Genomic DNA, 22,755 nt, shown 5'->3' with positions numbered 1-22,755 from the left:
CGCTGGGAGGCGGCCCCGCCGGTCGCGGGTCCTTGGTCGTCCTCGTCATGGGCGAGGACGCGCGCTCACGCGCTCACTTGACGTCGGTCTCCTCCGCGGCGTCCGCATCGGCGGCCTCGCCGGGATCCGTCTCCTCGGGCGCAGGCGCGGCATCGCCGGAGGCGACGGTCCCGTCGGCGGCCTCGTCCCCGTCCCCATCGTCGCCGAAGAACGGGGTGAGGTCGACATCGCCGCCCTCAGAGTCCTTGACGGTCACCGAACGCAGGGCCTGGATGAGGGCCTTGGTGCGGCCCAGCTGGCCGACCAGCTCGGAGACCTGGGAGGAGTCCTGGATCATCTGGTTGATGTCCATGCCGAAGGTCTGGGACATCTGGATCATGTAGTCGATGAGCTCCTGCTGGGAGACCTTGACCTCGTAGCGCTCGGCCAGGGACTCGGAGAGGATCTCCTCGCGCAGTTCGCGTTCGACGTCCGCGTGCGCCGTCGACCTTTCCTCTTCCGAGGCGTCCTCGGAGACGCGGTGGCCGACCTCGTGGTCGACGACGTCGGCGGGCAGCAGGATCTCGGTGCGCTCCAGGAGGACATCGATCAGCTTGGTTCGGGCCTCGACGGCCTGCTCGGAGCGCTTGGAGTTCGCGGCCTGCTCGCGCAGGTCATCGGTGAGCTCGACGATCGTGTCGAACTCGGAGACCATCTGGGCGAACTCGTCGTCGGCCTCCGGCAGCTCGCGTGTCTTCACGGAGTGGACGTGGAGGGAGACCTCCGCCTCCTCGCCCTCGTGGTCGCCGCCCTTGAGGACGGACGTGAACGTGACGTCATCGCCGGCGTGCGTGCCGCGCAGCGCCTTGTCCTGGCCGTCGAGCATCGTGCCCGAGCCGATCTCATAGGAGACCTCGGAGACGGAGTCGACCTCCTCGCCGTCGACCGTCGCCGTGAGGTCGATGGTGACGAAGTCGCCGGTCTTGGCCTGGCGCTTGACCGGCTTGAGGGAGGCGAAGCGGCCGCGCAGCTCGTCAAGCTCCTTCTGCACGTCCTCATCGGTGACGGCCGTGGCTTGGACCTCGATGACCGTGTCCTCGCCGATCTCGGGCAGCTCGAAGGCGGGGACCACGTCGACCTCGGCGGTGAAGACCATCTGGCCGCCCTGGGCGCCCTTCGTGTTCGGGATCTCCGTGACCTCGACATCGGGCTGGGCCATCGGACGCAGCTTGTTCTCCGCGACCGCGCGGGAATACGTCCCCGGCAGGACCTCGTTGACGGCCTGCTCGATGACGGCCGCGCGGCCGAAACGCTGGTCGATGATGCGAGGGGGCACGTGACCCTTGCGGAACCCGGGGATCGCGACCTGGGACGAGATGTCCTTGTAGGCCTTGTCCATCTCCGGCTTCAGCTCCTCATACGGAACCTCGACCGTCAGACGCACCTTGGTGGGCTCGAGGGTCTCAACAGTGCTCTTCACGTGTGTGCACTCCAACAATTCTTCTGGGACGCCCCGATTCCGGGCGCATGACAACCCGTCAATCCTACGACAGCCATGCGCGCGCTGTCTCCCACGCCCTGGGCCCGTCCCCGCGGCCGGGCCGGTATCCTCGGCGGCGACTCGGGCGGGCTTCCGCGCGATGCGGCGCTGAGACCCCTTCCGCCGCCCGTGAGGCGCCTCGATGACCGGCGTCGACGAGATCGCGTGAGATCTGTGCGCAACGCCACATCATGGGGCACGATGGAGCCATGGGATCGACGACGCTTTCCTTTCTGGGGGCCGCCGGCACGGTCACCGGATCCCAGCACCTGCTCACGATCGACACGGAGGCACCCGGATCCGCCGATCCCCTCCGCCGGCGTCGGATCCTCGTCGACGCCGGGATGTTCCAGGGCGAGAAGCGCCTGCGCCTGATGAACTGGTCGGACTTCCCGGTTCCCCCCGCCGCGATCGGCGACGTCCTGCTCACCCACGCTCACCTGGACCACTGCGGCCTCCTCCCCCGCCTGGCGGCGGCCGGGTTCCGCGGTCGGATCTGGGCGACGCCCGGGACGTGCGAGCTCACGCGCATCGTCCTGCTCGACGCCGCCCACCTGCAGGAACGCGACGCTGCGCATGCCGCGGACCGCGGCTATTCCAGGCATCGGGTCCCCCGGCCGCTGTACACCGTCGCCGACGTGGAGGCCACGCTCCCACTGCTGCGCGAGATCGGCTTCGACGCTCCGCTGGACCTGGGCGGAGGAGTCACCGCGCAGTGGACGCCCGCCGGCCACATCCTCGGCTCGGCCTCGATCCGCGTCGCCACCCCGCATGGCAGCGTCGTGTTCTCCGGCGACCTCGGGCGCCCCGAGCACCCCGTGCTGCGTCCGCGCAGGGTTCCCGAGGGCGCCGACATCGCGGTCGTCGAGTCGACCTACGGCGATCGCGAGCATCCCGACTCCGCCGAGCTCGCGCGGTCCGGCGCCGCTCCTCCCGAGGCCCACGAGCCCCTCGCCGACGCGATCCGCCGGACTGTCGACCGGGGCGGGTCGGTCCTCGTCCCGGCCTTCGCGGTCGATCGCACGGAGGTGGTGCTCAAGGTCCTGTCGGACATGACGGAGGACGGCCGCATCCCGCAGGTGCCGGTGTATGTCGACTCGCCGATGGCCCTGGCCAGTCTGCGGGTCTACCGCGCCCGCGAACATGCCGGGGAGCTGCGCGCCGAGGCCGACGGGCTTCGCCTGCCCGCCCTGGACCTCCGCGAGGTCCGCGACGTCCAGGACTCCCAGAGGCTGAACGCGCCGGACCGCCCCTGTCTCATCATCTCCGCCTCCGGCATGGCGACGGGCGGACGGGTCCTCCACCACCTCGAGCACATGCTCCCCGATCCGCGCCATTGCGTGGTCCTCACCGGCTACCAGGCCGCCGGCACGCGCGGGAGGGCGCTGGCCGAGGGCGCGCGGGCCCTGAAGATGTACGGCGTTTACGTGGCCGTGCGCGCCGAGGTGCTCCAGGACAGCGAGTTCTCCGTCCACGCTGACGCCTCCGAACTCGTGGAATGGGTCCGCGGGCTGTCTCCCGCACCGCGCGGGGTCTTCTGCGTCCACGGCGAGCCCGGCCCGGCCGGCGCTCTGGCCGACCGGCTGGGCGAGGAGCTGGGAGTGGTCGCCGTGGTCCCGGCCCAGGGTGAGACCGTGCGCGTGGGCGGGCCCGGCTCCCGCTGAGGGCGTCGGCCCGCGGGCTCCGCTCGGGATCGACGAGGGCGTGGCGTGCCGCGTCGGCGAATGCGCGGGCCTGAGCCTTGGTGGAGCGGGCGACGGGAATCGAACCCGCGTGATCTGCTTGGAAGGCAGAGGCTCTACCATTGAGCTACGCCCGCGTCGCCCCGTTGCCGGGGCCCCTGAATCGTAGCGTGACACCGGGCGGATTGCGAAACCGATGCGTCGGACACGTATCATCGAGGCGCAGGCCGCGCCCTTTGGCGGCGGCCCGCATCGGGGCGTGGCGCAGCTTGGTAGCGCGCCTGCTTTGGGAGCAGGATGTCGCCGGTTCAAATCCGGCCGCCCCGACGAAGGAGATCCCCCTGACCTGTAGCGATGGGCCAGGGGCTTGTGTCTGCGGCGCGCTGTGAGCGCCGGCCGAGTGAATCGCCGAGCGAATGCGCTCACGCGCCCCTCGGTGAGGAAGCGAGCCTCGAGGATGGCCGCGGAGCCTGCCGGCCCTCCGGTGGTTTCGGCGTCGTGCTGGCGCGTCACCGATTCAGAGTCACCGAGCTGACGCGCCGACTGCGCGCGGTCCCGCGTGCGGTCGCATGCGCTGGGTCCGTGCCGACGCTCGGTGGAGCTCCACGCGCGGCGGACGTCAGTCGGGCGGACACGACCCGGCTCATCTCGCTCGGCCAGGACGAGATCCTCGGTGGCCGGCGTCGCGGGGGCGGAAGCGATCACGCGTTCTGAACCGCTTTATGGGGCGCTGGTGGTGTCGGTGACGAGGCGCATCGCCCCCTACTCGCTTTCCAGCACCACCACATATCCCACCCACGATCTCGCGCACTCCGGACGTTCCCTGGGCGCACCGTCGCTGGCCCGTGAGGGAACCGCAGGCACGTCCGCGGCACGGCCGAGCACCAGCCATAGTTTCGTAGCTCAACTATTGACGGGAGGCTCGCGTCTTCTTAGACTCATCGCTACCTACCGACTAGGTGGTTGGTAGTCCGTTCGTTGAGGAATGAGGATGAGAGATGAGCAATGGAGCCACCGCATTTGAACAGGCCGTGGCCGCCGTCCGCGGGGGGACGCCCTCGGTCAAAGAGGCCAGGAAGCTGTACGACCAGCTGACCGACGACGAGAGACTCGCCCTGCTTGACGGCGACGCTCCGTTCTGGGAGGGCATGGCCGAGATGACGGGCGAGGGCTACAACGTCCGACCGATCTCGCACGGACACATCGAGCGCATGGGCATCCCCGGCACGCAGTTCGTCGACGGGCCCCGGGGCTGTGTGTCCGGACGGGGCACGGCGTTCCCCGTGTCCATGGCGCGCGGTGCCACGTGGGACCTCTCGCTGGAGGAACGGGTCGGCGATGCGATCGGCCAGGAAGTACGGGCTCAGGGCGGCAACTTCTTCGGCGGCGTGTGCATCAACCTGCCTCGGCACCCGGCCTGGGGGCGGGCGCAGGAGACCTACTCCGATGAGCCCTACCAGCTGGGCGAGTTTGGCGCGGCTCTGGTCCGGGGAACCCAGAACTGGGTGATGGCCTGCGCGAAGCACTACGCGTTGAACTCCATGGAGAACGCCCGGTTCACCGTCGATGTGGAGATCGACGAGGCCGACCTGCACGAGATCTATCTTCCGCACTTCAAGCGGGTCGTTGACGAGGGCGTGATGGCGATCATGTCCGCCTACAACTCCGTCAACGGCGAATGGGCCGGTCAGAACGAGTATCTCCTGACCACGGTCTTGCGCGACTACTGGGGCTGGGACGGCATCACCTGCTCGGACTTCATCTTCGGTCTGCGCGACGCCGCCACGTCCCTGAACGCCGGACTGGACCTGGAGGAGCCCTTCGCCCAGCAGCGCGCCGCTCACCTGCGCAGTCAGATGGAGGAGGGCCAGACCGATTGGGCTGCTGTCGAGCGGGCCGGGCTGCACCTGCTCGACACCCAGTTGCGGTCCTACGCCACACGCCGCACCGAGGATCCGGCACCAGATGTCATGGCCTCCCCCGAGCATCGTGAACTCGCGCGCACCGTGGCTGCGCGCTCGATGGTGTTGCTGAAGAACGATCCGGTCGATGTCACCCCCGTGCTCCCGCTACCGCGCGACACATCCCGCATCGCCGTGATCGGCAGGCTCGCCACCGCACCGAACATGGGGGACCTCGGTTCCTCGGCCGTGCGCCCGCCCAGCAACGTCACACCCCTCGAGGGCATCGCCGAGGCCTTCCCCGATGCCGAGATCCTCCTCGTGGAGGACGACGATCCCGACGCGGCGGCGCAGGCCGCCGCCCAAGCCGACGTGGCGATCGTCGTCGCCGGCTTCGACATGCGCGACGAAGGCGAGTTCGTCGGCTCGGACATGATGTCCGCCCCCGAGATCCTCGCCTTGTTCCCGCCCGCTCCCGAGAGCGCCAACACCCTGATCGAGGCCGCGACCTCCGGGGAAGGCGAAGTCGCGCTGATGACGGCCGGAGACGAGTACGGCGGCGACCGCGCCAGCCTCGCTCTGCGCCCCGTCGACGAGCAGATCATCCTCGCCGTGCAAGCCGCGAACCCCCGCACCGTCGTGTCAATCGTCGCCTCGGGAGTGGTCCTCACCGAGAACTGGCGTCACAATGTGCCCGCCATCCTCATGATGTGGTACGCGGGCATGGAGGGTGGACACGCCCTGGCTGACGTTCTGACGGGCGCGCAGAACCCCTCCGGTCACCTGCCGTTCTCGATCCCCACCAGCGCCGAGCACCTGCCCGCCTTCGACCGCGCGGCGACGCGCATTCGTTACGACCACGACCACGGTCAGCGGCTTCTCGACAAGCTAGGCGTCCCCGCGGCCTACCCCCACGGTTTCGGACTGTCCTACACACAGTTCAGCATCCGCGAGGCGCAGCTTGCCGACCAGCAGGGCGACGCACTCACGCTCGAGGTCGAGGTCGAGAACACCGGATCCGTTGATGGCATCCACGTGGTGCAGGTGTACGGGCAGGCCAGTCCCGAGGCCGGCGCCTTCGTCGTCGGATTCGCTCCGGTCGAGATCCCGGCTGGGCAGAGCCGCAGCGTGCGGGTGCCCGTGTCACTGACGCCTCTCGGACGGTGGGACGCCACGCGGAAGGCGATCGTCGTCCCAGATGGAACCATCGATCTCAAGGTCGCCTCCCACGCGCACGACCCGAAGGCCATCGCGCTGCGCCTCACGGTGGAGCACTGATATGGCCACCAACACACCCCTGGAGGCGACGGCCGACACCGCGGCGCCCGTTCCCGACGACGAGAAGATTGTGACGCATCCCGTTCGCTTCGGCGTGGCCGTCTTCCTCGGAACGGTCATGTGGGTCGCTCCGTTCCTGGGGCTCAACACGGTCCTCTTGCCCGCGCGGCTCGCCGAGATCGCACCGGACCAGAAGGTGGCGCTGGTGTCGACGCTGGCCGTGGTCGGCTCCATCGTCGCTCTCGTGGCGAACATCTTGTTCGGCGCCTTCTCCGATCTGACCCGGAGCCGGTTCGGCCGGCGCAATCCCTGGCTCGTCGTGGGCTCGATCGGAACGTTCCTGGCTGTCATGCTCCTCATGCAAGCCTCAAGCGTCGCGGCAATCGTCGCGGCATGGTGCCTGTTCCAAATGTTCCTCAACGCACTGGTGGCGCCCCTGGTGACGGTCATCCCCGACCGAGTCCCCGTCACTCAACGGGGTTCATACTCAGCGGTGTATGGCGTGGCGATGATGGTGGGGGCCTCCATCGGCCAGCTCCTCGCCTCCCGCTTCGTCACGGACACCACGACGGGCATGTGGGTCATGGCGATCATCCTGCTGCTCGACGCCCCCGTGTTCTGGCTGCTGGCTCCGGAGCAATCGAACAAGGACCACCCGCGGGCGCCGTTCTCCGCCAGCATGCTCGTGGAGAACTTCGTCTTCCCGGTGAAGAATTGCCGCGACTTCTATCTCGCGCTGTCCGGGAAACTGCTATGTGTGCTGGGGATGTTCGCCATCACGGGGTACCAGCTCTACATCCTCACCGACTACATGAAGCAGTCCACCGAGCAGGCCGGCGACCTCATCGCGGTGATCTCGATGATCACCCTGGTGACGGGACTTGTCTTCGGGACGATCTCCGGTCCGCTCTCCGATCGGCTAGGCCGTCGGAGGAAGGTCTTCGTCATCGGCGCCGCGTGGCTGATCGCTGTGGCGGCGCTGTTCCCCTTCGCCGTGGCCCGGCCCTGGGCGATGCTGGTGTACGCGGCCCTCGCCGGCATCGGCCAGGGTGTGTACAACTCGGTCGACCAGGCCTTGAACTATGAGGTTCTGCCCAATCCCGGCACGGCCGCCAAAGACCTCGGCATTCTCAACATGGCCAACACCGGGGGTCAAATCCTCGCTCCGGCCGTGACGGGCGGCATCGTGGCAGCCTTCGCCGGATACGGACCAGTGTTTCTGGCCAGCGCGGCGATCATGGTCGCGTCCTCGCTGCTGATCGCGCCGATCAAGAAGGCACGATAGTCCGACGCATAGGATGTCTCCCGGTGGCATGTGCCGCCGGGAGACATCTGGGTGTGAAAAGGAAATGTGCTCGTGCGACAGCGATGGGACAAGCAGAAGCGACTCACCCAGATCGTCGACCACGCCACGACACTCATCGGCCGGAGCGGATACCACGGGTTCTCCGTCCAGGAAGTGGCCGAGAGCTGCGGACTATCGATGGCCGGGCTGCTGCACCACATCGGCTCGAAGGAGAACCTCCTCATCATGGTGCTCCAAGAGAGGGATCGCCGCGACGGCGAAAACGTTTCTCTGCGCCAACCTCTCCAAGACACGCCTCTCACAGCCGATGACTTCGTGGACATGCTCCATGCCGTCGTGGAGCGCAATGCCCTCCAGCCAGAGATCATCCGCCTCTACACGATCCTCCGTGCGGAGTCGATCGATGAGAACCACCCCGCACATGCCTACTTCGATGAACGCGACCAGATGGCGCTGACCATGTTCGAGCAGGCCGCCGCTGGAATCACCCCGGACGCGCGGTCCCTGGCCCGCCAGCTCTTGGCCCTCATGGGGGGCTTAGAGGAACAATGGCTGCGCGAGCAAGACTCCATGGACCTCGTGGCCGAGTGGGACACAGGGATCCGCGCGCTCCTGCAAGGTCACGGCGTCAGCATCTGAACCCGACTCCGGTCAGCGCCTCCGAGGGCCGAGGGCACCTGGCCGCAGGCGACACGCCGACGGCCGCGACCGCCTCCTCCGAGGTCGCATTCTGCCTTTCAAGAACTGCTGCTCCACGCTGCGTCTCGCCCCGGGTGCGCTAGGAGAAGGACGCCGCCGGTTCGAGTCCGACCGCCCCGACCGGCAGGTGAGGCGTTCTGGGGGCCGGCCCGAGCGGCCGGCCCCCAGAACGCCCGTTCCCGCTGAGGGTCAGCCCTCGCGGAAGACGATGCCCATCGCCGAGGCCGGATAATGCCACGTGAGGGCGCCGGGGGCGGCGACCGCCAGGCACGTCCCGCATTCGAGGCACGCGGCGTATTCAACGGAGATCGTCCCGTCCGGCTCCTCGCTGTAGACGTGCGCTGGGCACACCTTGACCAGCAGCCTGCCGGTGCCGGTGGCGCGGGCGATGTCCTGGTGTACTTCGATATGGGGGTTGCCCTCGTCGACCTCGTACATGTTGTGCGCGAGGCGGTCGGGCACGGACCCCGGGGTGTATCGGCTCATCGCATGCTCCTCTCTCACAGTGCCCGGATGGCCTGGACGCCGATCCTCGCCAAGCGCCGGAGCTTCAGCCCGGACGCCTTGAGGGCTTCCCTGGCCGTGGCCAGCAGATGCTTGCGCGGGGTGAGGTCCAGGTTGTAGACGCCGTACAGGACGTCGGAGACCAGCGAGCCGAGCCGTCCGTACATCTCCTCGTTCTCGAGGAAGGCCGGGGCCTTGGCGTAGGTGGCCATGTCGGCCCCGACGAAGGAGGCCTCGTAGTTGGTCACGTACCGCTGCAGACCGGCCCGGGAGACGTCCCCGGCGTCGAGGGCGTCCCCGATCGCCTGGGCGGCGGCCCGGGCGGATCCTGCGGCCAGGTCCATCCCACGTACGGTGAAACCCGTGTTGAGAGTGAAGCCCGCGGCGTCGCCGACGACGACCAGCCCGTCGCGCACGAGGTCGTGCTGCATCTCGGCGCCGCCCTCGGCGACCAGGTGGCATCCGTACTCGAGCAGCTCCCCGTCCGCCAGATAGGGCTCGATCGCCGGATGGGTGAGGAAATGGTCGTGCAGGTCGGAGGCGGCGAGTCCCTTCGCAGCGAGGTCGTCCAGGCGGGCGACGATCCCGATCGACACGGAATCCCTGTTCGTGTACATGAATCCACCGCCGGCGACCCCCTGGGTGCAGTCGCCGACCACGGCCCATGCTGCGCCTTGATCGCCCGCCAGGTTGAAGCGCTCCGACACCGTGCCCTCGCCGAGGCGGATGACGGACTTGACGCCGACGGCGAGGTTCTTCGCCGGTTCCTTCGCCCGGATGCCCGCGTACCGGGAGAGGAAGGAGTTCACCCCGTCCGCGGCCACCGTGACCCGAGCGCGGAGCTCGTCCTCGCCCGCGCGGATCCCGACGAAACGCCCGTTCTGCTGGAGGAGCTCATCGACCTTGACTGCGGACATGACGGTGACGCCGGCCTCCTCGCACCGCTCGGAGAGCCACGGGTCCAGCTTGGCGCGGAGCACTGTGACGGCGTTGACGGGATCCGCCAGCCGCGCGTCCCAGTAGTCGACGTTCACGAAGGAGCTCGGCGACAGGAAGGACAGGGCGTTGCGGGTGATGCGGCGCTCGACGGGGGCGTTCTGCGCGAATCCCGGGAAGATCTCCTCCATGACCCGGCAGTAGAAGACGCCGCCGGAGAGGTTCTTCGACCCGGGCTCGACGCCCCGCTCGACCAGCAGGACCTCCCGGCCCTGCTGGGCGAGCAGGTACGCGCATACGGACCCCGCGACACCGCAGCCCACGACGATGACGTCGAAGTCGTACTCGATCTCGTCCATCACCGGCTCACTTCGCCGCCGCGACGATCGCCGGCAGCACCTGATAGAGGTCGCCGACGATCCCGTAGTCGGCATCCCGGAAGATCGGGGCGTTGCCGTCGGAGTTGACGGCGACGACCACCGTCGACCCGTTCATGCCCATCGTGTGCTGAACCTGGCCGGAGATCCCGACGGCGACGTACAGGTCGGGGGACACCTTCTGTCCTGAGACCCCGACGTACCGGTCACGGGGCAGCCAGTTGACGCCCTCGGCCAGCGGACGCGAGCAGGCGAGCTCGGCTCCCAGCGCGCCGCACAGGTCGCGGGCCAGGGCGAGGTCCTCCTCGGATTTGAATCCGCGTCCCGCCGCCACGATCCGCTTGGCAGCGACGAGGTCGACCTCGCCGACGTCCTGGCGCTCCGTCGACGTCACCGCCGCGTCGTGGGCCTGCGCATCGGCCGTCTCGGCAGACGGCGCCTCTCCCCCGGCCGCGGGACCGCCGTCGACGACGGCCACCACCGGACCCGCGAACGAGACGGACTCGCGCGAGACGCCCCCGAAGACGGACACCTCCGCCGCGCCCTGTGACAGGGACACGACATCGGTGAGCACCGGAGCACCGAGTCTCGCCGCGAGGGCGCCCGCGAGGACGCGCTCCGCCGGGCGGTTCGCCGCCAGGACCACGTCGCCGGGGCCGGCCGTCACGACGGCCGCGACACCGGGCGCAGCCGCCTCCACGGGCACGCCGTCGGCGACGGGCACGTTGACGACGCGATCGACGCCGCCGACCGTGACATCACCGACCGTCACGGCGATGACCTGGCCGCCCAGGCTCCGCGCCAGCTCCACCACAGATGCGACCCGCTTGTCGGCCGCCACAATCCATGCAGTCATTGTCGTCTTCCTCTCCACTCACAGAACGCCATCGCCGCGCAGCGCCGACACCAGGTCGGCCGCAGCGCTCTCACCGGAGAACACCGTGTTCTTCCGGGCGCGGGCCGCCGGCTTGGACCGGCCCGTCACCTCGATGTCGGCCTCGGCCAGGTCGAGCGTGGAGGCGTCCACGACCTCGAACGGCTTCTTGCCGGCGGCGAGGATCTCCTTCATCGACGGGACCTTCGCCGCCACCGCGTCCGAGGACGCCGCGACGACGACCGGGCCCGCCACCTGGATCGTGCGAGTGCCCCCGGCGATCACCTGGGTGACGGCCCACCCGTCGCCCGACCGCGCGACGAAGGACGCCTCCTGGAAGCACGGCCACCCGAGGAAGCCGGCGACCAAGGCGGACATCATCCGGGCGCCCCCGTCGATCGAGGAATCGCCGGTGACGACCAGGTCCGCGCCCTCCACGGACCGCACGAGGCCAGCGAGCGCGGACGCGACCCTGGTGGAGGGCCATTCCCGCGTCGCGTCGTCGGCCACCGCGAGCCCACGGTCCAGGCCCTTCGACAACGCGGTCTTCTTCGCCATCGACGAGCCGACCTCGGCCGCGCCGACGGACGCCCCGACGAGCTCGACGCCCGCGGCGTCCGTGACCTGGCGTCCGAGTGCGATCGCGACCGAGTCGTAATCGCTCACCGATGACTTGGCGCGCGACCAGTCGACCGCGCCATCTGGGGCGACGGTGGCATCCTGCGGGTTCGCCGCATACTTGTACAAGACGACAACAGACATTGACTGCACTCTTTCACTGAGTCGATGGGCAGGGTCTGCCCGGGGGATGGTGGGTGAGGGACGTGCCCGCGCGCTGTTCGCGAGCGCGCTCGTCCTCCGTTTGGACGGCAGGACCGCCGCGCCGAGGCGAAGCGTGATCTCTTGGCGCCGATCCCGCGCAAGGGGGATCGCGCGACGCCGCGGGTGTTAGCATGATGTGGAGTGAGCTTCCTGTCGGACAACGTAGTTTCGGGGAAACGGTATCTACGGGTCTCTGGCGTGGAAGCGAGCGGAGCCGATCGCCTCTCGTCGCCATCCGCAAAGGAGCCCGAAGAATGCTGACAACCGTGTCCCCGATTGACAGTCCCCCGGTGGGGCGTCCGCGCAGCGAGGACGCTGATGCGAGAATCCTGCTCGCCGCCATCGAGCTGTATGGAGAAGCCGGATGGTCGGGGTACAACCTCACAAAGGTCACCCAGCTCGCCGGCGTCGGGAAGTCCTCGATGTACGCCCGCTGGAGCGACAAGAGCCGACTCCTCCAGGACGCGTTCCGCGTCCACGTGCCGGTGCCGGCACCCACCGGGACGAATGTCTGGGACATCCTCTCCGAGTGGGCGGCGGCCCGCGTCAAGATGTATCTGGGACCCCACTCGCAGGCGATCCGTCGCGTCTTCGTCGAGATGTCGACGGGCGAGCCCACGATCACCGCGCTCCAGGACTACCTCTACACGATGCCGATCGCCGTGCTCCGCTCCCGGATCTGGGAGTTCAAGACGAACGGCTACCTGCCGGTGACGACCTCCGTCACCCGGCTGATCGACGGGATCGAGGGTTCTGTGCTCATGCGCAGCTTCTCGATCCCCCCGGAGAATGTGCCATGCTTCCTCTCGGAGATCCCCGAGTACGTCGAGACGCTCGTCGCCGATCAGCTCCGCGCACCGCTGCGAGCGGGCGAGATCCGTCTGGCCCGCATCGCCTCCTGAGCCGGCCGTCCCGCAAGAGGACGGCCGGGGGCCGGAGAGGCGTCCCGGTCGGGCGAGATCGGCTGAGGTCATCGCTCACCGCCCCGTGAAATCCGGACGGCCGGTCTCGGACAGCGGCAGCCCCTTGGTCTCCGGCGCCCATGCGACGGACACGACCAGGCCGAGGGCCGAGATGGCGGCGCCGACGAGCATCGTGGAGCCGATCCCGTGGCTCGCCAGGTAGTCCGGCAGCACGTAGGTGGTGATGACCGTCCCGATGCGGGACACGGCCATCGCCAGGCCCATCGCCGTGGCGCGGACATCGGTGGGGAACAGCTCGTTCGGGTAGAGCCACTGCAAGTTCCCCGGCCCGCCCGAGGCAAGGGCGTAGATCGCGAAGCAGGCGATGACGACCCACAGGGTGGCGTCGGGGACGACCCCCAGGACGGCCAGCGCGGCCGTCATGATGACGAACGTCCAGATCACCAGCGGGCGCCGGCCCCACGACTCGGCGAGGAACATGGCGGGGATCGTGCCGAGCATGAAGAACGTTCCGATGACGAGTTCGCCGATCAGCGCCGCCTTGCCCTCGCCCAGACCGAAGGCGCCGATGATCCGCGGGCCGTAGGTGTAGATCGCGAACATCGGGATCGCCTGGCAGAGCCAGATGACGCCCACGAAGAGGATCCGGCGGAAGTACACCCACTGGAAGATCTTGGCGATCTTCGTCTTCTCGACCGTCTCATCGTCGAGGACCACGTCGGCGCCGTAGACGTGGCGGACGATCCGGTTGGCCTCCTCCGTGCGCCCCTTGGAGTACAGCCAGCGCGGGGACTCGGGAATCGACATCCGTCCGAGGAGGATGATCACGCAGGGGACGACGGAGCTCGCGAGCATCCACCGCCAGCCGTTCGGCGCGTCGAGCAGGAAGTACCCCACCAGATAGGCGACGTTGGCGCCGACGTACCAGACGGCGGCGATGAAGCCCATTGAGATCGCGCGGTACCGGCGCGGCGTGAACTCCGCGATCATCGAGGTCGCGATCGGATAGTCGGCGCCGATCGTCGCCCCGATGATGAGTCGGAGGACGAACAACTGCCAGGGCTCCTGGACGATCGAGCAGGCGATCGACAAGACGATGATCGTGATGAGATCGAGCACGAACATCTTCCGCCGCCCGATGTGGTCGGTGAGGAGACCGCCGAACGAGGCCCCGACGAACAGCCCGATGATCGACGCCACGCCGATGAGGCCGGTCCAGTGCTCGTCGATGCCGAGCTCCGGGGTCATCTTGACCAGCGCGACGCCGATGATGCCCAGCACGTACCCCTCGAGGAACGGGCCTCCCGAGGAGAAGATCGTGATTCTCCTGAGGAACGGCGACATCCTGACGTCGTCGAGTCTGACAGGTCCGCTCATGGCGGCCCTCCTTCCGTTGCAAGCGCGCGGAGTGCGCATCCCCGCCTCCGGACGACCGGGGGTGGGGTCGGCGCCGCCGGGATGGGGCGCCGACCGGTCCGGCCGTCGGCGGTCGAGACCTCCTGCGGGATCACCGGTACTCGATGACGCCCCAGTTGAGGTGCGGCTTGGCGCCGGTCTCCTCGTAGTCCCCATCGACGAGACGGAAGCGGAGCTCGCCCTCGTCGACCTTCCACATCTGGGTCTTCAACGTCTCTCCGGGATGGACCGGCGAGGTGATCCTCGTCTTGAACCGCGTGATCCGCTCCGGCTCGCCGGGAACGTATTGGCTGATCGCGTGGCGCATCACCATGCCGGCGTAGGAGATCGCGTGGAGGATCGGGCGCGGTTCGCCGTTCTGAGCGGCGTACTCCCAGTCGATGTGCTGCGGATGGAAGTCCCCGGACAGCCGGTAGATGAGCGCCTGGTTCTCCGGGATGCGCTCGATCACCTCGGCGTCGGGAACGCGGTCGGGCATGTCGACGATGTCCTTCGGGGGCTTCGGACCGCCCCAGCCGCCGTTGTAGATCAGGCAGTCCCACGACTCGTTGGTGAACAGCAGATTGCCGTCGGAGTCGAAGGTGTCGCCGATGTGCTGGGCGAGCAGGCCCTTGCCCTCGCCGCGGTCGTAGAGGCCCTCCAGCTTCACCTTCGTCTCGAGGTGGTCCGCCATCTTCGTGATCGGCTGGTGGAACCGGATGTCGAAGCCCCAGTGCAGAGAGCCGGCGTAGTTGTAGCCGTAGTCGATGGTCCGGGTCACCTCGGAGTCGACGATGAGCATCGCGCCGAACATCGGCAGCACCTTGAGCCGGGGATCGCGCTCGTCATGCTCGTTGAGGTACTCCAGTCCTTCCCTGCCGTCGATGCCCGCGCCGCAGCCCAGAGCGAAGAGCTCGAGGTCGCGGAACGTGTAGTCGCGGGTGAACGGCCCGAAGGTCTGTCCCACCATCTCGGTCTTGATCGTCATGATCGTTCCTTTCAGATCTCCGTCAATCCTTCAAGAGGTTCTTGATTACTTTTCCGTAGGTTCCCCGGGGCAAGTCGTCCCGCACCTCGATGACGCTGGGCACCTTGAAGTAGGCGAGGCGGGCCGCCGCGAACGCCCGTACCTGCGCCTGCGTCGCCGGCGCATCCCGGTCGAGGACCACGACGGCTTTGACCGCCTGGTCCCGGACGGGATCCGGGATGCCGACGACAGCCGCCTCGGCGACGCCGGGACACTCCATGAGGACGTTCTCCACCTGTGTGGCGGAGACGTTCTCGCCGGCGCGCTTGATGAGGTCCTGGTGTCGGTCGACGAAGTGGATCCAGCCCTCCGCGTCGGCGTATCCCAGATCCCCGCTGTGGTACCAGCCGTCGGGGTCCACAGCGGCGGCCGTCGCCTCGGGGTCCTTCCAGTAGCCGAGCATGAGCGACCGGCCCGGGACACCGTGGATGAGGATCTCACCGCACCCTCCGACCGGGGCGTCCCCCGACTCGTCGACGATCCGGACCTCGTAGCCGAGACCAGCCTTGCCGACCGACGGCCAGTGCCGGGGCTGCAGCGGGAGGTCCGTCAGGCACCCCACCAGGGTCTCCGTCGCCCCGTAGTTGTTAAGAAGAGTTACGGAGAATCGCTCCTCGAACGCTTCCTTCTCCCCGTCCGAGAGCGGCAAGAAGTAGTGGAGGTCGCGGACGCGGTGCCGACGCTCGTCCGGATCGACCGGCTGGCTCATCATCGTCCGCACCATCATCGCCATCGACTGGACGAGGGTGGCGCCGTGAGCGCGGATCTCGCGCCAGAACCGCGTGGCGGAGTACCGCCCCAGCATGACCAGCGTGGCCCCGGCCGTGAGGACCGGCATGAGGGCCGAGAGCTGGAAGTTCACGTGGGAGGTCACCATCGCCGTGGCCAGGCGGTCCTCCACCGTCATCCCCATCTCCCAGTTGCAGTACAGCCCGGAGAACACGAAGTTCGCGTGGGTGAGCATGACGCCCTTCGGGCGCGACTCCGTCCCCGAGGTGAACATGATCTCCACCAGGTCGTCCTCGTCGACGGGGTCGCACGGTCCGAGCACGGGGGACGCCACGGCCACCAACGAGGCCCAGTCGTCGCGCCGGCAGCCGCCGGACGACCGGACCGGCCGCCCGCCCCCGTCCGCGACGACGATGACGTCGCAGCTGATGGCCTCCATCCCCTCCTGCGCGAACAGCTCACTGTCGGACACGAGCAGGCGGACCCCGCATTGCTCCGTCATCTCCAGGCACTCACGGGCCGTGTACGAGGAGTTCAGCGGGACCGTGACCGCGCCGATCTTCGCGAGGGCGAAGAGACACTGGACGAACTCGCAGGAGGAATGCGTCTGGACGGCCACACGGTCGCCGTGGCCGATCCCGCGGGCGAGGAACACGTTCGCCGCCCGATTGATCGACTCGTCGAACTCACGGTAGGTGAAGCGCCGGACCGGCCCTTGGTCGGGGTCCTCGAAGACGAGGAACTCAGCGTCCGACCGCTCGCGCGCCTGCTGATCCCACAGGCTGCGCAGGGTGACTCCACTCGCGATGTCCATCATGCCGGCCCCGATCCCGGCGGCCAGGCCGCCTGAGTCGATGAGTCCGTCTCACTCCTCTCCAGCGAACTTCACGGACCCGGACGCGCGGAACCGGGCGATGTCCTCGGATGTGAACCCGACGCGCTCGAGGACGTCCTCGGAGTCCTCGCCGAGCGCGGGCATCGGACGCCAGAAGCCACCGGGGTTGTGGGCGAACTTCGGGAAGGAGTTGAGCCCCCTGATGGTCTTGCCCTCGGCGTTCTCCCACTCGATGTAGGTCTCGCGCTGTTTGAGGTGATCCTCCTCGGGGAGATCCGACAGCTCGTTGACCACCTGAGCGGCGATCCGATGGGCGACGAAGTCCGCCTCGACGTCTCTCTTGTTGCGCGTGGAGAGGTACTCGACGAGCTTCTCCTCGATCAGGTCGGCCTTCGGGCCGTCCATCCACAGGGCGGACGTCCCCTCCGGGTAGTCCTCGGTGCCCCAGAGGTCGCCGAGGCCGATGACGTCGAGCAGGTAGTGGTTCTGGTTGACGCCGTAGACGCACAGCCCGAGGAACCCGTCCCGGCACTTGTACTCGCCGATCGCGCACAGGTTCATCGCGCGGGCGCCGGGCCTCGGGTAGAGGATCCCCGCGTTGAGATAGTCCATCATGTAGTAGGTCCCCACCCTCAAGAGGGTCTCGTGCATCGCGAGGTCGATGCTCTCCCCTTGGCCCGTGAGCTGCACCCGGTGGAGCGCTGCGAGCGAGGCGGAGATGATCATCATCGAGTTGAGGTAGTCGCCCAGGTAAGGGTTGATGTTCATCGGCTGGTCGGGGGTGCCGTTCTGCGCGATGATGCCGGCGTAGGCCGCCACGCTGAGGTCATAGGCCGCGGCGTTGACCATCTTCGGGTCGCCCCACTGGCCGAACCCGGAGACGTGGACGATGACGAGTCCCGGGTTGTGCTTCCACAGCTCCTCGTCGGTGACGCCCTTGCGGGCGAACGTGCCGCCCTTGGAGGCCTCGATGAAGATGTCCGCGCTCTCGACGAGGCGGTAGAGGATCTCCTTGCCCTCCTCGGAGAACGTCGCCATGGACAGGGAGCGCATGTTGCGGCGCTCCATCTCCTTCGTCCACGCAGTGTCGCGCATCGAGTCGCCAGTGCCGTTGTTCTCCAGCCAGGTGACGTCGGCGCCCCACTCGGCCATGATCGCGCAGGCCGAGGGCGCGGCGATCTCGACGGCCGAGTAGACGATGCGCACGTCATCCAGCACCCCGAAGTGGGGCTTGTTCTTCTCGATCGACATCGATCTTCCTTCTTCCTCTCAGCGGTAGTCCCGCAGCGCGCCGCGACCGGCCGCCAGGATCATCATTTCGTCGGTCCCCCCGGACACGCGGTCCACTCGCAGGTCGCGATAGAAGCGCTGGACACGGTGCTCGCCGGTGATTCCCACCCCGGCGAGGACCTGGAGGGCGTTGTCGACGACCAGGTGCGCGGCGTGCGAGCAGTAGTACTTCGCCATCGAGCAGTCTCCGCGGCCGGTCGTGCCGTGGTCCATCTTCCAGGCGATCTCGTAGAGCATGTTGCGCATGTTGGTGAGCGCCACCTTCATGTCGGCGAACTTCAGCTGGATCAGCTGGTGACGTGCGATCGCCTGACCGCCCTGGACGCGTTGGTTCGCGTACCTGGCGGCGTCCTCGAAGGCGCAGTAGGCCGTGCCGTAGTTCGTGAGCGCGACGAGGAACCGCTCGTCGTCGAAGTCCTTGACCCCGCGCTTGAAGGCGTTGCCCTCGGTGCCCCAGAGGTCCTTCTCCTGCAGCTCGACGTCGTCGAAGTAGACCTCCGCGCAGGAGTCCATGCGCAGGCCCAGTTTGTGGAGGGGCTCCTTGGCGATGCCCGGAAGACTAGTGTCTACAAACCATTCGGAGTATACGCTCATATCATCCGCGTTCCGGGCCATGACCACCAGGTAGGGGACCTTCATGGCGGATGTCTGGAACGTCTTGTGCCCATTGAGGTAGACCTTGCCGTCCCGGCGGGTGTACGTCGTGCGCATGTCGTCCCAGGAGGATCCGGCCGAGGGCTCGGTCATCGAGTAGTTGAGGATCTGGTCGCCGGTGCCGACGTGGGCCAGGATCTTGTCTCGCTGCTCGTCCGTTCCCTCGCGGATGACGCTGTTGTACCCGGGCAGCTGGTAGAGGACGTACGTCGGGCCGCCGGCCCGTCCGAGCGCCTCGTAGGCGGCGGTCAGCGTGACCCAGTCGAGCCCGAGCCCGTCGTACTCCTCCGGCAGGAGGATCCGATCGAATCCGAGTTCGCAGATCGCAGCCACCCACTCCTGCGGGTACTCCGACTTCTCATCGCACTCGTGGAAGTACGACTCCCAGTCGCGCGACTCCATGAGCTCGGTGAATCCGTTGGCGATCAGCTGCTGGTCCTCGGAAAGCGAGAAATCCATGTGTACTCCTTCAGGTCAGTGATGAGAGGTGTGTCAGGGAAGCGGCACCTGGCCGGCCGTCGCCCGGGTCCCCGACGACGGCCGAGCCAGGGCGCGGTGGAATACCGAGGCGTGGTCGAGGACCTGCACCGTCGCGTCGAGCATCCGGGAGTGGTGGAGGAACCCGTGGATGACGCCCGGGACCTCCTCGTAGTGCGTGGGCGTCCCGTGGGCGCTCAGCATCGCGGCGAGCGTCCTCGAGTCGTCGCGGAGCGGATCCAGCGCCGCCGCGACGATGAAACACGGCGGGACGTCGCGCGTGAGGTCGGCGCCCAGGATGTTGAAGTAGGGGCTCTCGGTGTCGGAGTCCGAGCCCTTGTACATGTCCATGTAGTACGCGTAGTCGGCCTCGTCCAGGCCGTCCCACTCGCCGCCGAACAAGCGCATCGACTCCGAGTCGACCATCCCGTAGGCCCCGTAGAACAGCAGCATCGCACGGACGCCCGCGGCCTCCCCCAGCTCGTCGCGCAGCCAGAGGTAGGTGGCGAAGCCGAGGTTCGCGCCACCGGAGTCCCCTGCGAAGGAGATGTCGCCCGCGTCGACGCCCCACTGGGCGGCGTGGGCGCGCAACTCCTGCACGACGGCCACGCATTCGCGCACCGCCTGCGGGAACCGGGCCTCCGGCGAGAGGGTGTAGTCCACCGCGAGCACCGCGGCGCCCGTCTTCTCCGCCAGCGTCCGGCTGATCCGGTCGTGGGTGTCCAGGTTGCCCAGGACGTACCCGCCGCCGTGGATGAACACGATGACGGGCAGGACCGGATCGGCCGTGGGCCGGTGCATCCGCACCCGGACCGGTCCATAATCCGTCGTCACGTTGTCCTCGCGAGTGGAGTACGGGCGGGGGCCGCCCTCGTTCCAGAATGCGCGCTCCGTGTTGTAAGCCGCCCGCATCTCCTCGAATGTCTGGTCCGTGGAGTACGCATTGGCCGCAAGCGCGTTCTGCTGGGCGATGACGGCACCCATCTGGGCGCTCCACATCTGCGGGACGTTCAGCTTGTTCGGCACTGTCGTCACTCGGCCTTCGCGTCCGCCGCGGCGAGTTCCGCGGCCGCAGCCGCCTCGACCGCCTTCAGCTTCGCGGCGTTCCTGCGCACGTAGGCAAGCAGGATGATCGCGAAGACGGCGGAGATGACGGCGGCCCCGGCCAGGATCAGGAAGATCGGGCGATACGCGTCGTTGCCCTGGCTGTCGATCATCGATCCGAACCACGTGGAGGAGAAGGTGTCGGGCAGGAAGCCGATGACGGAGAGGATGCCGGTCGCCGTCCCGAAGATCGTGATCGGCACCCGTCCCTCCGTCAGCTGGGAGGAGACGATGCCGAAGACGCCGTTGGCGATGAAGCCCAGCGCGATGATGATGACGGCCGCGAGGATCGCCACCGAGGACTTGCTCGGGAGCAGCGTCATCCCGACCAGGGCGAGCGCCGCGACGACCGAGCCGATCCAGATGACCTGGGACGGCGAGCCCGTCTTGCGCGCGAGGAAGCCGAAGGCCGGTCCGGACAGCAGCGTGATGCCGTAGGTGCGGATGACGGACACGAGGGAGACGATGCCCAGCGAGGCGCCCAGGACGCCCGACAGGTACGGCGTCGTGTAGGTGACGCCCGTGTAGTAGAAGTAGACGAAGAACATGCAGGCGGCGGACAGCCAGACCACGGGGTTCTTCACGACCTGCCCGAGTTCCTTGAGGTTGAACCCGGCCTCGCCGGTGTCGATCTCGCCCTCGAAGCGCGGGATGAAGAGGAAGGAGAGGATGCCCAGGAGCAGGATCAGGCTGCCGAGGAAGATCAGGAGGGTGCGCACGCCGCCCTCCATGTTGTCGACGAAGGCGTTGACGATCCACATGTTGATGAGGCCGACGACCAGGCCGGCGGCGCCGTAGATGCCGTAGGAGACGCCGATGTTCTTCGAGTACTCGTCCTCGGTGGAGATCAGACGGACCAGCTTGAAGCGGATGCCCCACCAGATGAGAATCGTCGTGATGCCCATGCCGATGAACACGAACATCAGCGTGGTGATCGAGGGGAGCAGCGCGTAGACGTAGGTGAGGACGGCCGTGGTGGTGAAGCCCACCCAGCCGAGCGTCCGGACGCGCACCTTGTCTGCCACGATGCCCGACGGCAGGTAGCAGATCGTCGCCGTGATGGCGTAGGCCGACAGCAGCATGCCGAGGTCGGCGTTGGTGCAGTGGAGCGCCCCCATGAGCGGGTCGTAGAAGACGCCTTTGAGATACGCGGGCGCGTAGATGGTCGAACTTCCCATCGAGACGAGGATGAGGAGGAAGATTCGGCGGCCGCCGGTGAGATCGGTGGCCCGAACCTCCTTCCGGAGCTTCTCAAGCATGCGGAGTGCCTTTCGTGAAGGTGGTGCTGATGGTGAGCCTGCGAGAGGAAGGGGCAGAGAGACGACAAGAACTCTGCGGCCACGTCGGGACACGGCGTGCGGGCTGTTCGGGCGCAGTTCTCCCCCGGGAGACCTGGTGGTGGAGAGGCGGGCCGAGCGCCTGAAGGGGTGAAACCGATGGGGCCGATGCCCGACGGACCGGCGTCTGCCGAGACCCGGGCTTTTGGACGGAGGCCGTCCAAAAGGAAGTTCCTTGATTGCGCCGACCCGCCCAGATGGCGGTGAACGCTCCCCGTTGCGACATCCGACTGTGGATGGAGGCATCGAGGCGCGCCAGACGCGCGGCCACGGCGTCACGTTATCAGCGAGAGTCCCCCCGCAGAAGCGGATTTCGGGGGCCCGTCCTCGCGATCACGTCGTTCTGCGTGTCCATTGGGACACTCTCTGGGACGTCAGTCCCAGGCTGCTCCCGCGCCGCGTCCTGACACCTGACAGATCGGAAGACGGAGGCCGGCGGGCACGAAGCCCTCAGGACGCCGTGCCGGCCTCGGCCGGCGCCGAGTCGGCGATCACCCGGGCGAGCGTGGCCCGTGTGCGCTCGATCAGCTCAGGCATCGTCCCGGAGCTGTCGCGCGTGGCGAAGCCTGCGAAACGGACGACGCCCGCCAGGAGGTGGGTCACCATCATCGCCTCATCCTCGCGGCCCTCCGGGGGGACCTCCGGATGCTCGTGCTCGAGCCGGAGTCCGATGACCTCCCGGAGTTCGCTCTCGATCGCGCCCATCCGCTCCATCTGCTTCGCCATCAGCGAGGGCGAGAGCGCCGCGATGCGGATCCGGTCGTCGACCGTGGGCGCCCCGGCGCTAGCGTGCGGGAGCGAGACCAGGGACAGGGCGTCGAGCAGCAGGGGCCCGTCGGACAGGATGAACCGACGGGCGGCGCGTTCGTCCACGCGCGGCATCTCCCGGCCGAGGAGCGCATCGTCCTTCGTCGGGAAGTAGTTGAAGAACGTGCGCTGGCTGATGCCCGCCGCCTGGGCGATCATGTCCACGGTGACCTGGTCGTATCCGTGCTCCACCACGAGGTCCATCGCCGCTCTCTCGACCGCGGCCGCCGTGGCCCCACGCCCCTTCGCCTGCGTCATTGCCCGTTCCCTTCCTCGGCT

At 68.0% G+C, this 22,755-nt stretch carries 18 protein-coding genes and 2 tRNA genes; 6 read left to right on the top strand and 14 right to left on the bottom strand.

Features of this window, described 5'->3' with window-relative positions:
* Window positions 1-73 precede the first annotated feature (73 nt).
* A complete protein-coding gene (gene tig / locus ACFQWG_RS02565; protein ID WP_380971812.1) occupies window positions 74-1,459 on the bottom strand; it encodes a trigger factor in 1,386 nt (461 codons plus the stop codon).
* A 269-nt stretch (window positions 1,460-1,728) separates the two neighbouring features.
* Here tig and ACFQWG_RS02560 point away from each other — a divergent pair, with 269 nt between their 5' ends.
* On the top strand, window positions 1,729-3,183 hold the full coding sequence (locus ACFQWG_RS02560; RefSeq protein ID WP_380971810.1) for an MBL fold metallo-hydrolase RNA specificity domain-containing protein: 1,455 nt from the start codon (window positions 1,729-1,731) through the stop codon (window positions 3,181-3,183).
* An 81-nt stretch (window positions 3,184-3,264) separates the two neighbouring features.
* On the opposite strand, the gene ACFQWG_RS02555 is transcribed toward ACFQWG_RS02560, so the two are convergent.
* Window positions 3,265-3,338 (bottom strand) — tRNA-Gly (locus ACFQWG_RS02555).
* 116 nt (window positions 3,339-3,454) lie between these two features.
* Here ACFQWG_RS02555 and ACFQWG_RS02550 point away from each other — a divergent pair.
* From ACFQWG_RS02550 to ACFQWG_RS02535, 4 genes are all read left to right on the top strand, one after another.
* Window positions 3,455-3,528: transfer RNA gene (locus ACFQWG_RS02550), tRNA-Pro, on the top strand.
* A gap of 671 nt (window positions 3,529-4,199) precedes the next feature.
* Window positions 4,200-6,380, top strand: coding sequence for a beta-glucosidase family protein (locus tag ACFQWG_RS02545; protein WP_380971808.1), 2,181 nt, complete (start codon window positions 4,200-4,202; stop codon window positions 6,378-6,380).
* Between the two features lies 1 nt (window position 6,381).
* Window positions 6,382-7,665, top strand: a complete 1,284-nt coding sequence (locus tag ACFQWG_RS02540) for an MFS transporter (RefSeq protein WP_380971806.1) — start codon at window positions 6,382-6,384, stop codon at window positions 7,663-7,665.
* A 72-nt stretch (window positions 7,666-7,737) separates the two neighbouring features.
* A complete protein-coding gene (locus ACFQWG_RS02535; protein ID WP_380971804.1) occupies window positions 7,738-8,325 on the top strand; it encodes a TetR/AcrR family transcriptional regulator in 588 nt (195 codons plus the stop codon).
* Between the two features lie 249 nt (window positions 8,326-8,574).
* Here the strand turns inward: ACFQWG_RS02535 and ACFQWG_RS02530 are convergent, their stop codons facing one another.
* Genes ACFQWG_RS02530 through ACFQWG_RS02515 form a run of 4 tightly spaced genes read right to left on the bottom strand, consistent with a single transcriptional unit; the run spans window position 8,575 to window position 11,838 of the window.
* Complete coding sequence (locus ACFQWG_RS02530) at window positions 8,575-8,871, bottom strand: ferredoxin family protein (RefSeq protein WP_291500261.1); 297 nt, start codon at window positions 8,869-8,871, stop codon at window positions 8,575-8,577.
* A 14-nt stretch (window positions 8,872-8,885) separates the two neighbouring features.
* Window positions 8,886-10,184 (bottom strand): FAD-dependent oxidoreductase, encoded by a 1,299-nt coding sequence (locus ACFQWG_RS02525; protein WP_380971802.1) that lies wholly within the window; start codon window positions 10,182-10,184, stop codon window positions 8,886-8,888.
* 7 nt (window positions 10,185-10,191) lie between these two features.
* Entirely contained in the window at window positions 10,192-11,058 is an 867-nt protein-coding gene (locus ACFQWG_RS02520) for an electron transfer flavoprotein subunit alpha/FixB family protein (protein WP_380971800.1), read from the bottom strand.
* An 18-nt stretch (window positions 11,059-11,076) separates the two neighbouring features.
* Window positions 11,077-11,838, bottom strand: a complete 762-nt coding sequence (locus tag ACFQWG_RS02515) for an electron transfer flavoprotein subunit beta/FixA family protein (protein WP_380971798.1) — start codon at window positions 11,836-11,838, stop codon at window positions 11,077-11,079.
* Window positions 11,839-12,152: 314 nt separating this feature from the next.
* Between ACFQWG_RS02515 and ACFQWG_RS02510 the strand changes: the two genes are divergently transcribed.
* Complete coding sequence (locus ACFQWG_RS02510) at window positions 12,153-12,800, top strand: TetR/AcrR family transcriptional regulator (RefSeq protein ID WP_380971796.1); 648 nt, start codon at window positions 12,153-12,155, stop codon at window positions 12,798-12,800.
* Window positions 12,801-12,875: 75 nt separating this feature from the next.
* On the opposite strand, the gene ACFQWG_RS02505 is transcribed toward ACFQWG_RS02510, so the two are convergent.
* From ACFQWG_RS02505 to ACFQWG_RS02470, 8 genes are all read right to left on the bottom strand, one after another.
* Complete coding sequence (locus tag ACFQWG_RS02505; protein WP_291500271.1) at window positions 12,876-14,198, bottom strand: MFS transporter; 1,323 nt, start codon at window positions 14,196-14,198, stop codon at window positions 12,876-12,878.
* A gap of 130 nt (window positions 14,199-14,328) precedes the next feature.
* Entirely contained in the window at window positions 14,329-15,204 is an 876-nt protein-coding gene (locus ACFQWG_RS02500; protein ID WP_380971794.1) for a MaoC/PaaZ C-terminal domain-containing protein, read from the bottom strand.
* A 22-nt stretch (window positions 15,205-15,226) separates the two neighbouring features.
* Entirely contained in the window at window positions 15,227-16,789 is a 1,563-nt protein-coding gene (locus tag ACFQWG_RS02495; protein ID WP_380971792.1) for an AMP-binding protein, read from the bottom strand.
* Between the two features lie 48 nt (window positions 16,790-16,837).
* Window positions 16,838-18,058, bottom strand: a complete 1,221-nt coding sequence (gene caiB / locus ACFQWG_RS02490) for an L-carnitine CoA-transferase (protein WP_380971791.1) — start codon at window positions 18,056-18,058, stop codon at window positions 16,838-16,840.
* Between the two features lie 18 nt (window positions 18,059-18,076).
* A complete protein-coding gene (caiA, locus tag ACFQWG_RS02485) occupies window positions 18,077-19,210 on the bottom strand; it encodes a crotonobetainyl-CoA dehydrogenase (RefSeq protein ID WP_380971789.1) in 1,134 nt (377 codons plus the stop codon).
* A 33-nt stretch (window positions 19,211-19,243) separates the two neighbouring features.
* The gene (gene aes / locus ACFQWG_RS02480; RefSeq protein ID WP_380971787.1) at window positions 19,244-20,254 is read right to left on the bottom strand and encodes an acetyl esterase; all 1,011 of its coding nucleotides are present in this window, start codon (window positions 20,252-20,254) and stop codon (window positions 19,244-19,246) included.
* A gap of 5 nt (window positions 20,255-20,259) precedes the next feature.
* Entirely contained in the window at window positions 20,260-21,591 is a 1,332-nt protein-coding gene (locus tag ACFQWG_RS02475) for an MFS transporter (protein ID WP_380971785.1), read from the bottom strand.
* Window positions 21,592-22,119: 528 nt separating this feature from the next.
* Window positions 22,120-22,734, bottom strand: a complete 615-nt coding sequence (locus tag ACFQWG_RS02470; RefSeq protein WP_380971783.1) for a TetR/AcrR family transcriptional regulator — start codon at window positions 22,732-22,734, stop codon at window positions 22,120-22,122.
* Between the last annotated feature and the right edge of the window lie 21 nt (window positions 22,735-22,755).

The sequence above is a fragment of the Schaalia naturae genome (assembly GCF_042665795.1).
GTDB classification, from domain to species: domain Bacteria; phylum Actinomycetota; class Actinomycetes; order Actinomycetales; family Actinomycetaceae; genus Pauljensenia; species Pauljensenia naturae.
The sequence above is the reverse complement of the archived record's forward strand: the minus strand, read 5'-3'. Positions and strand labels throughout refer to the sequence as shown.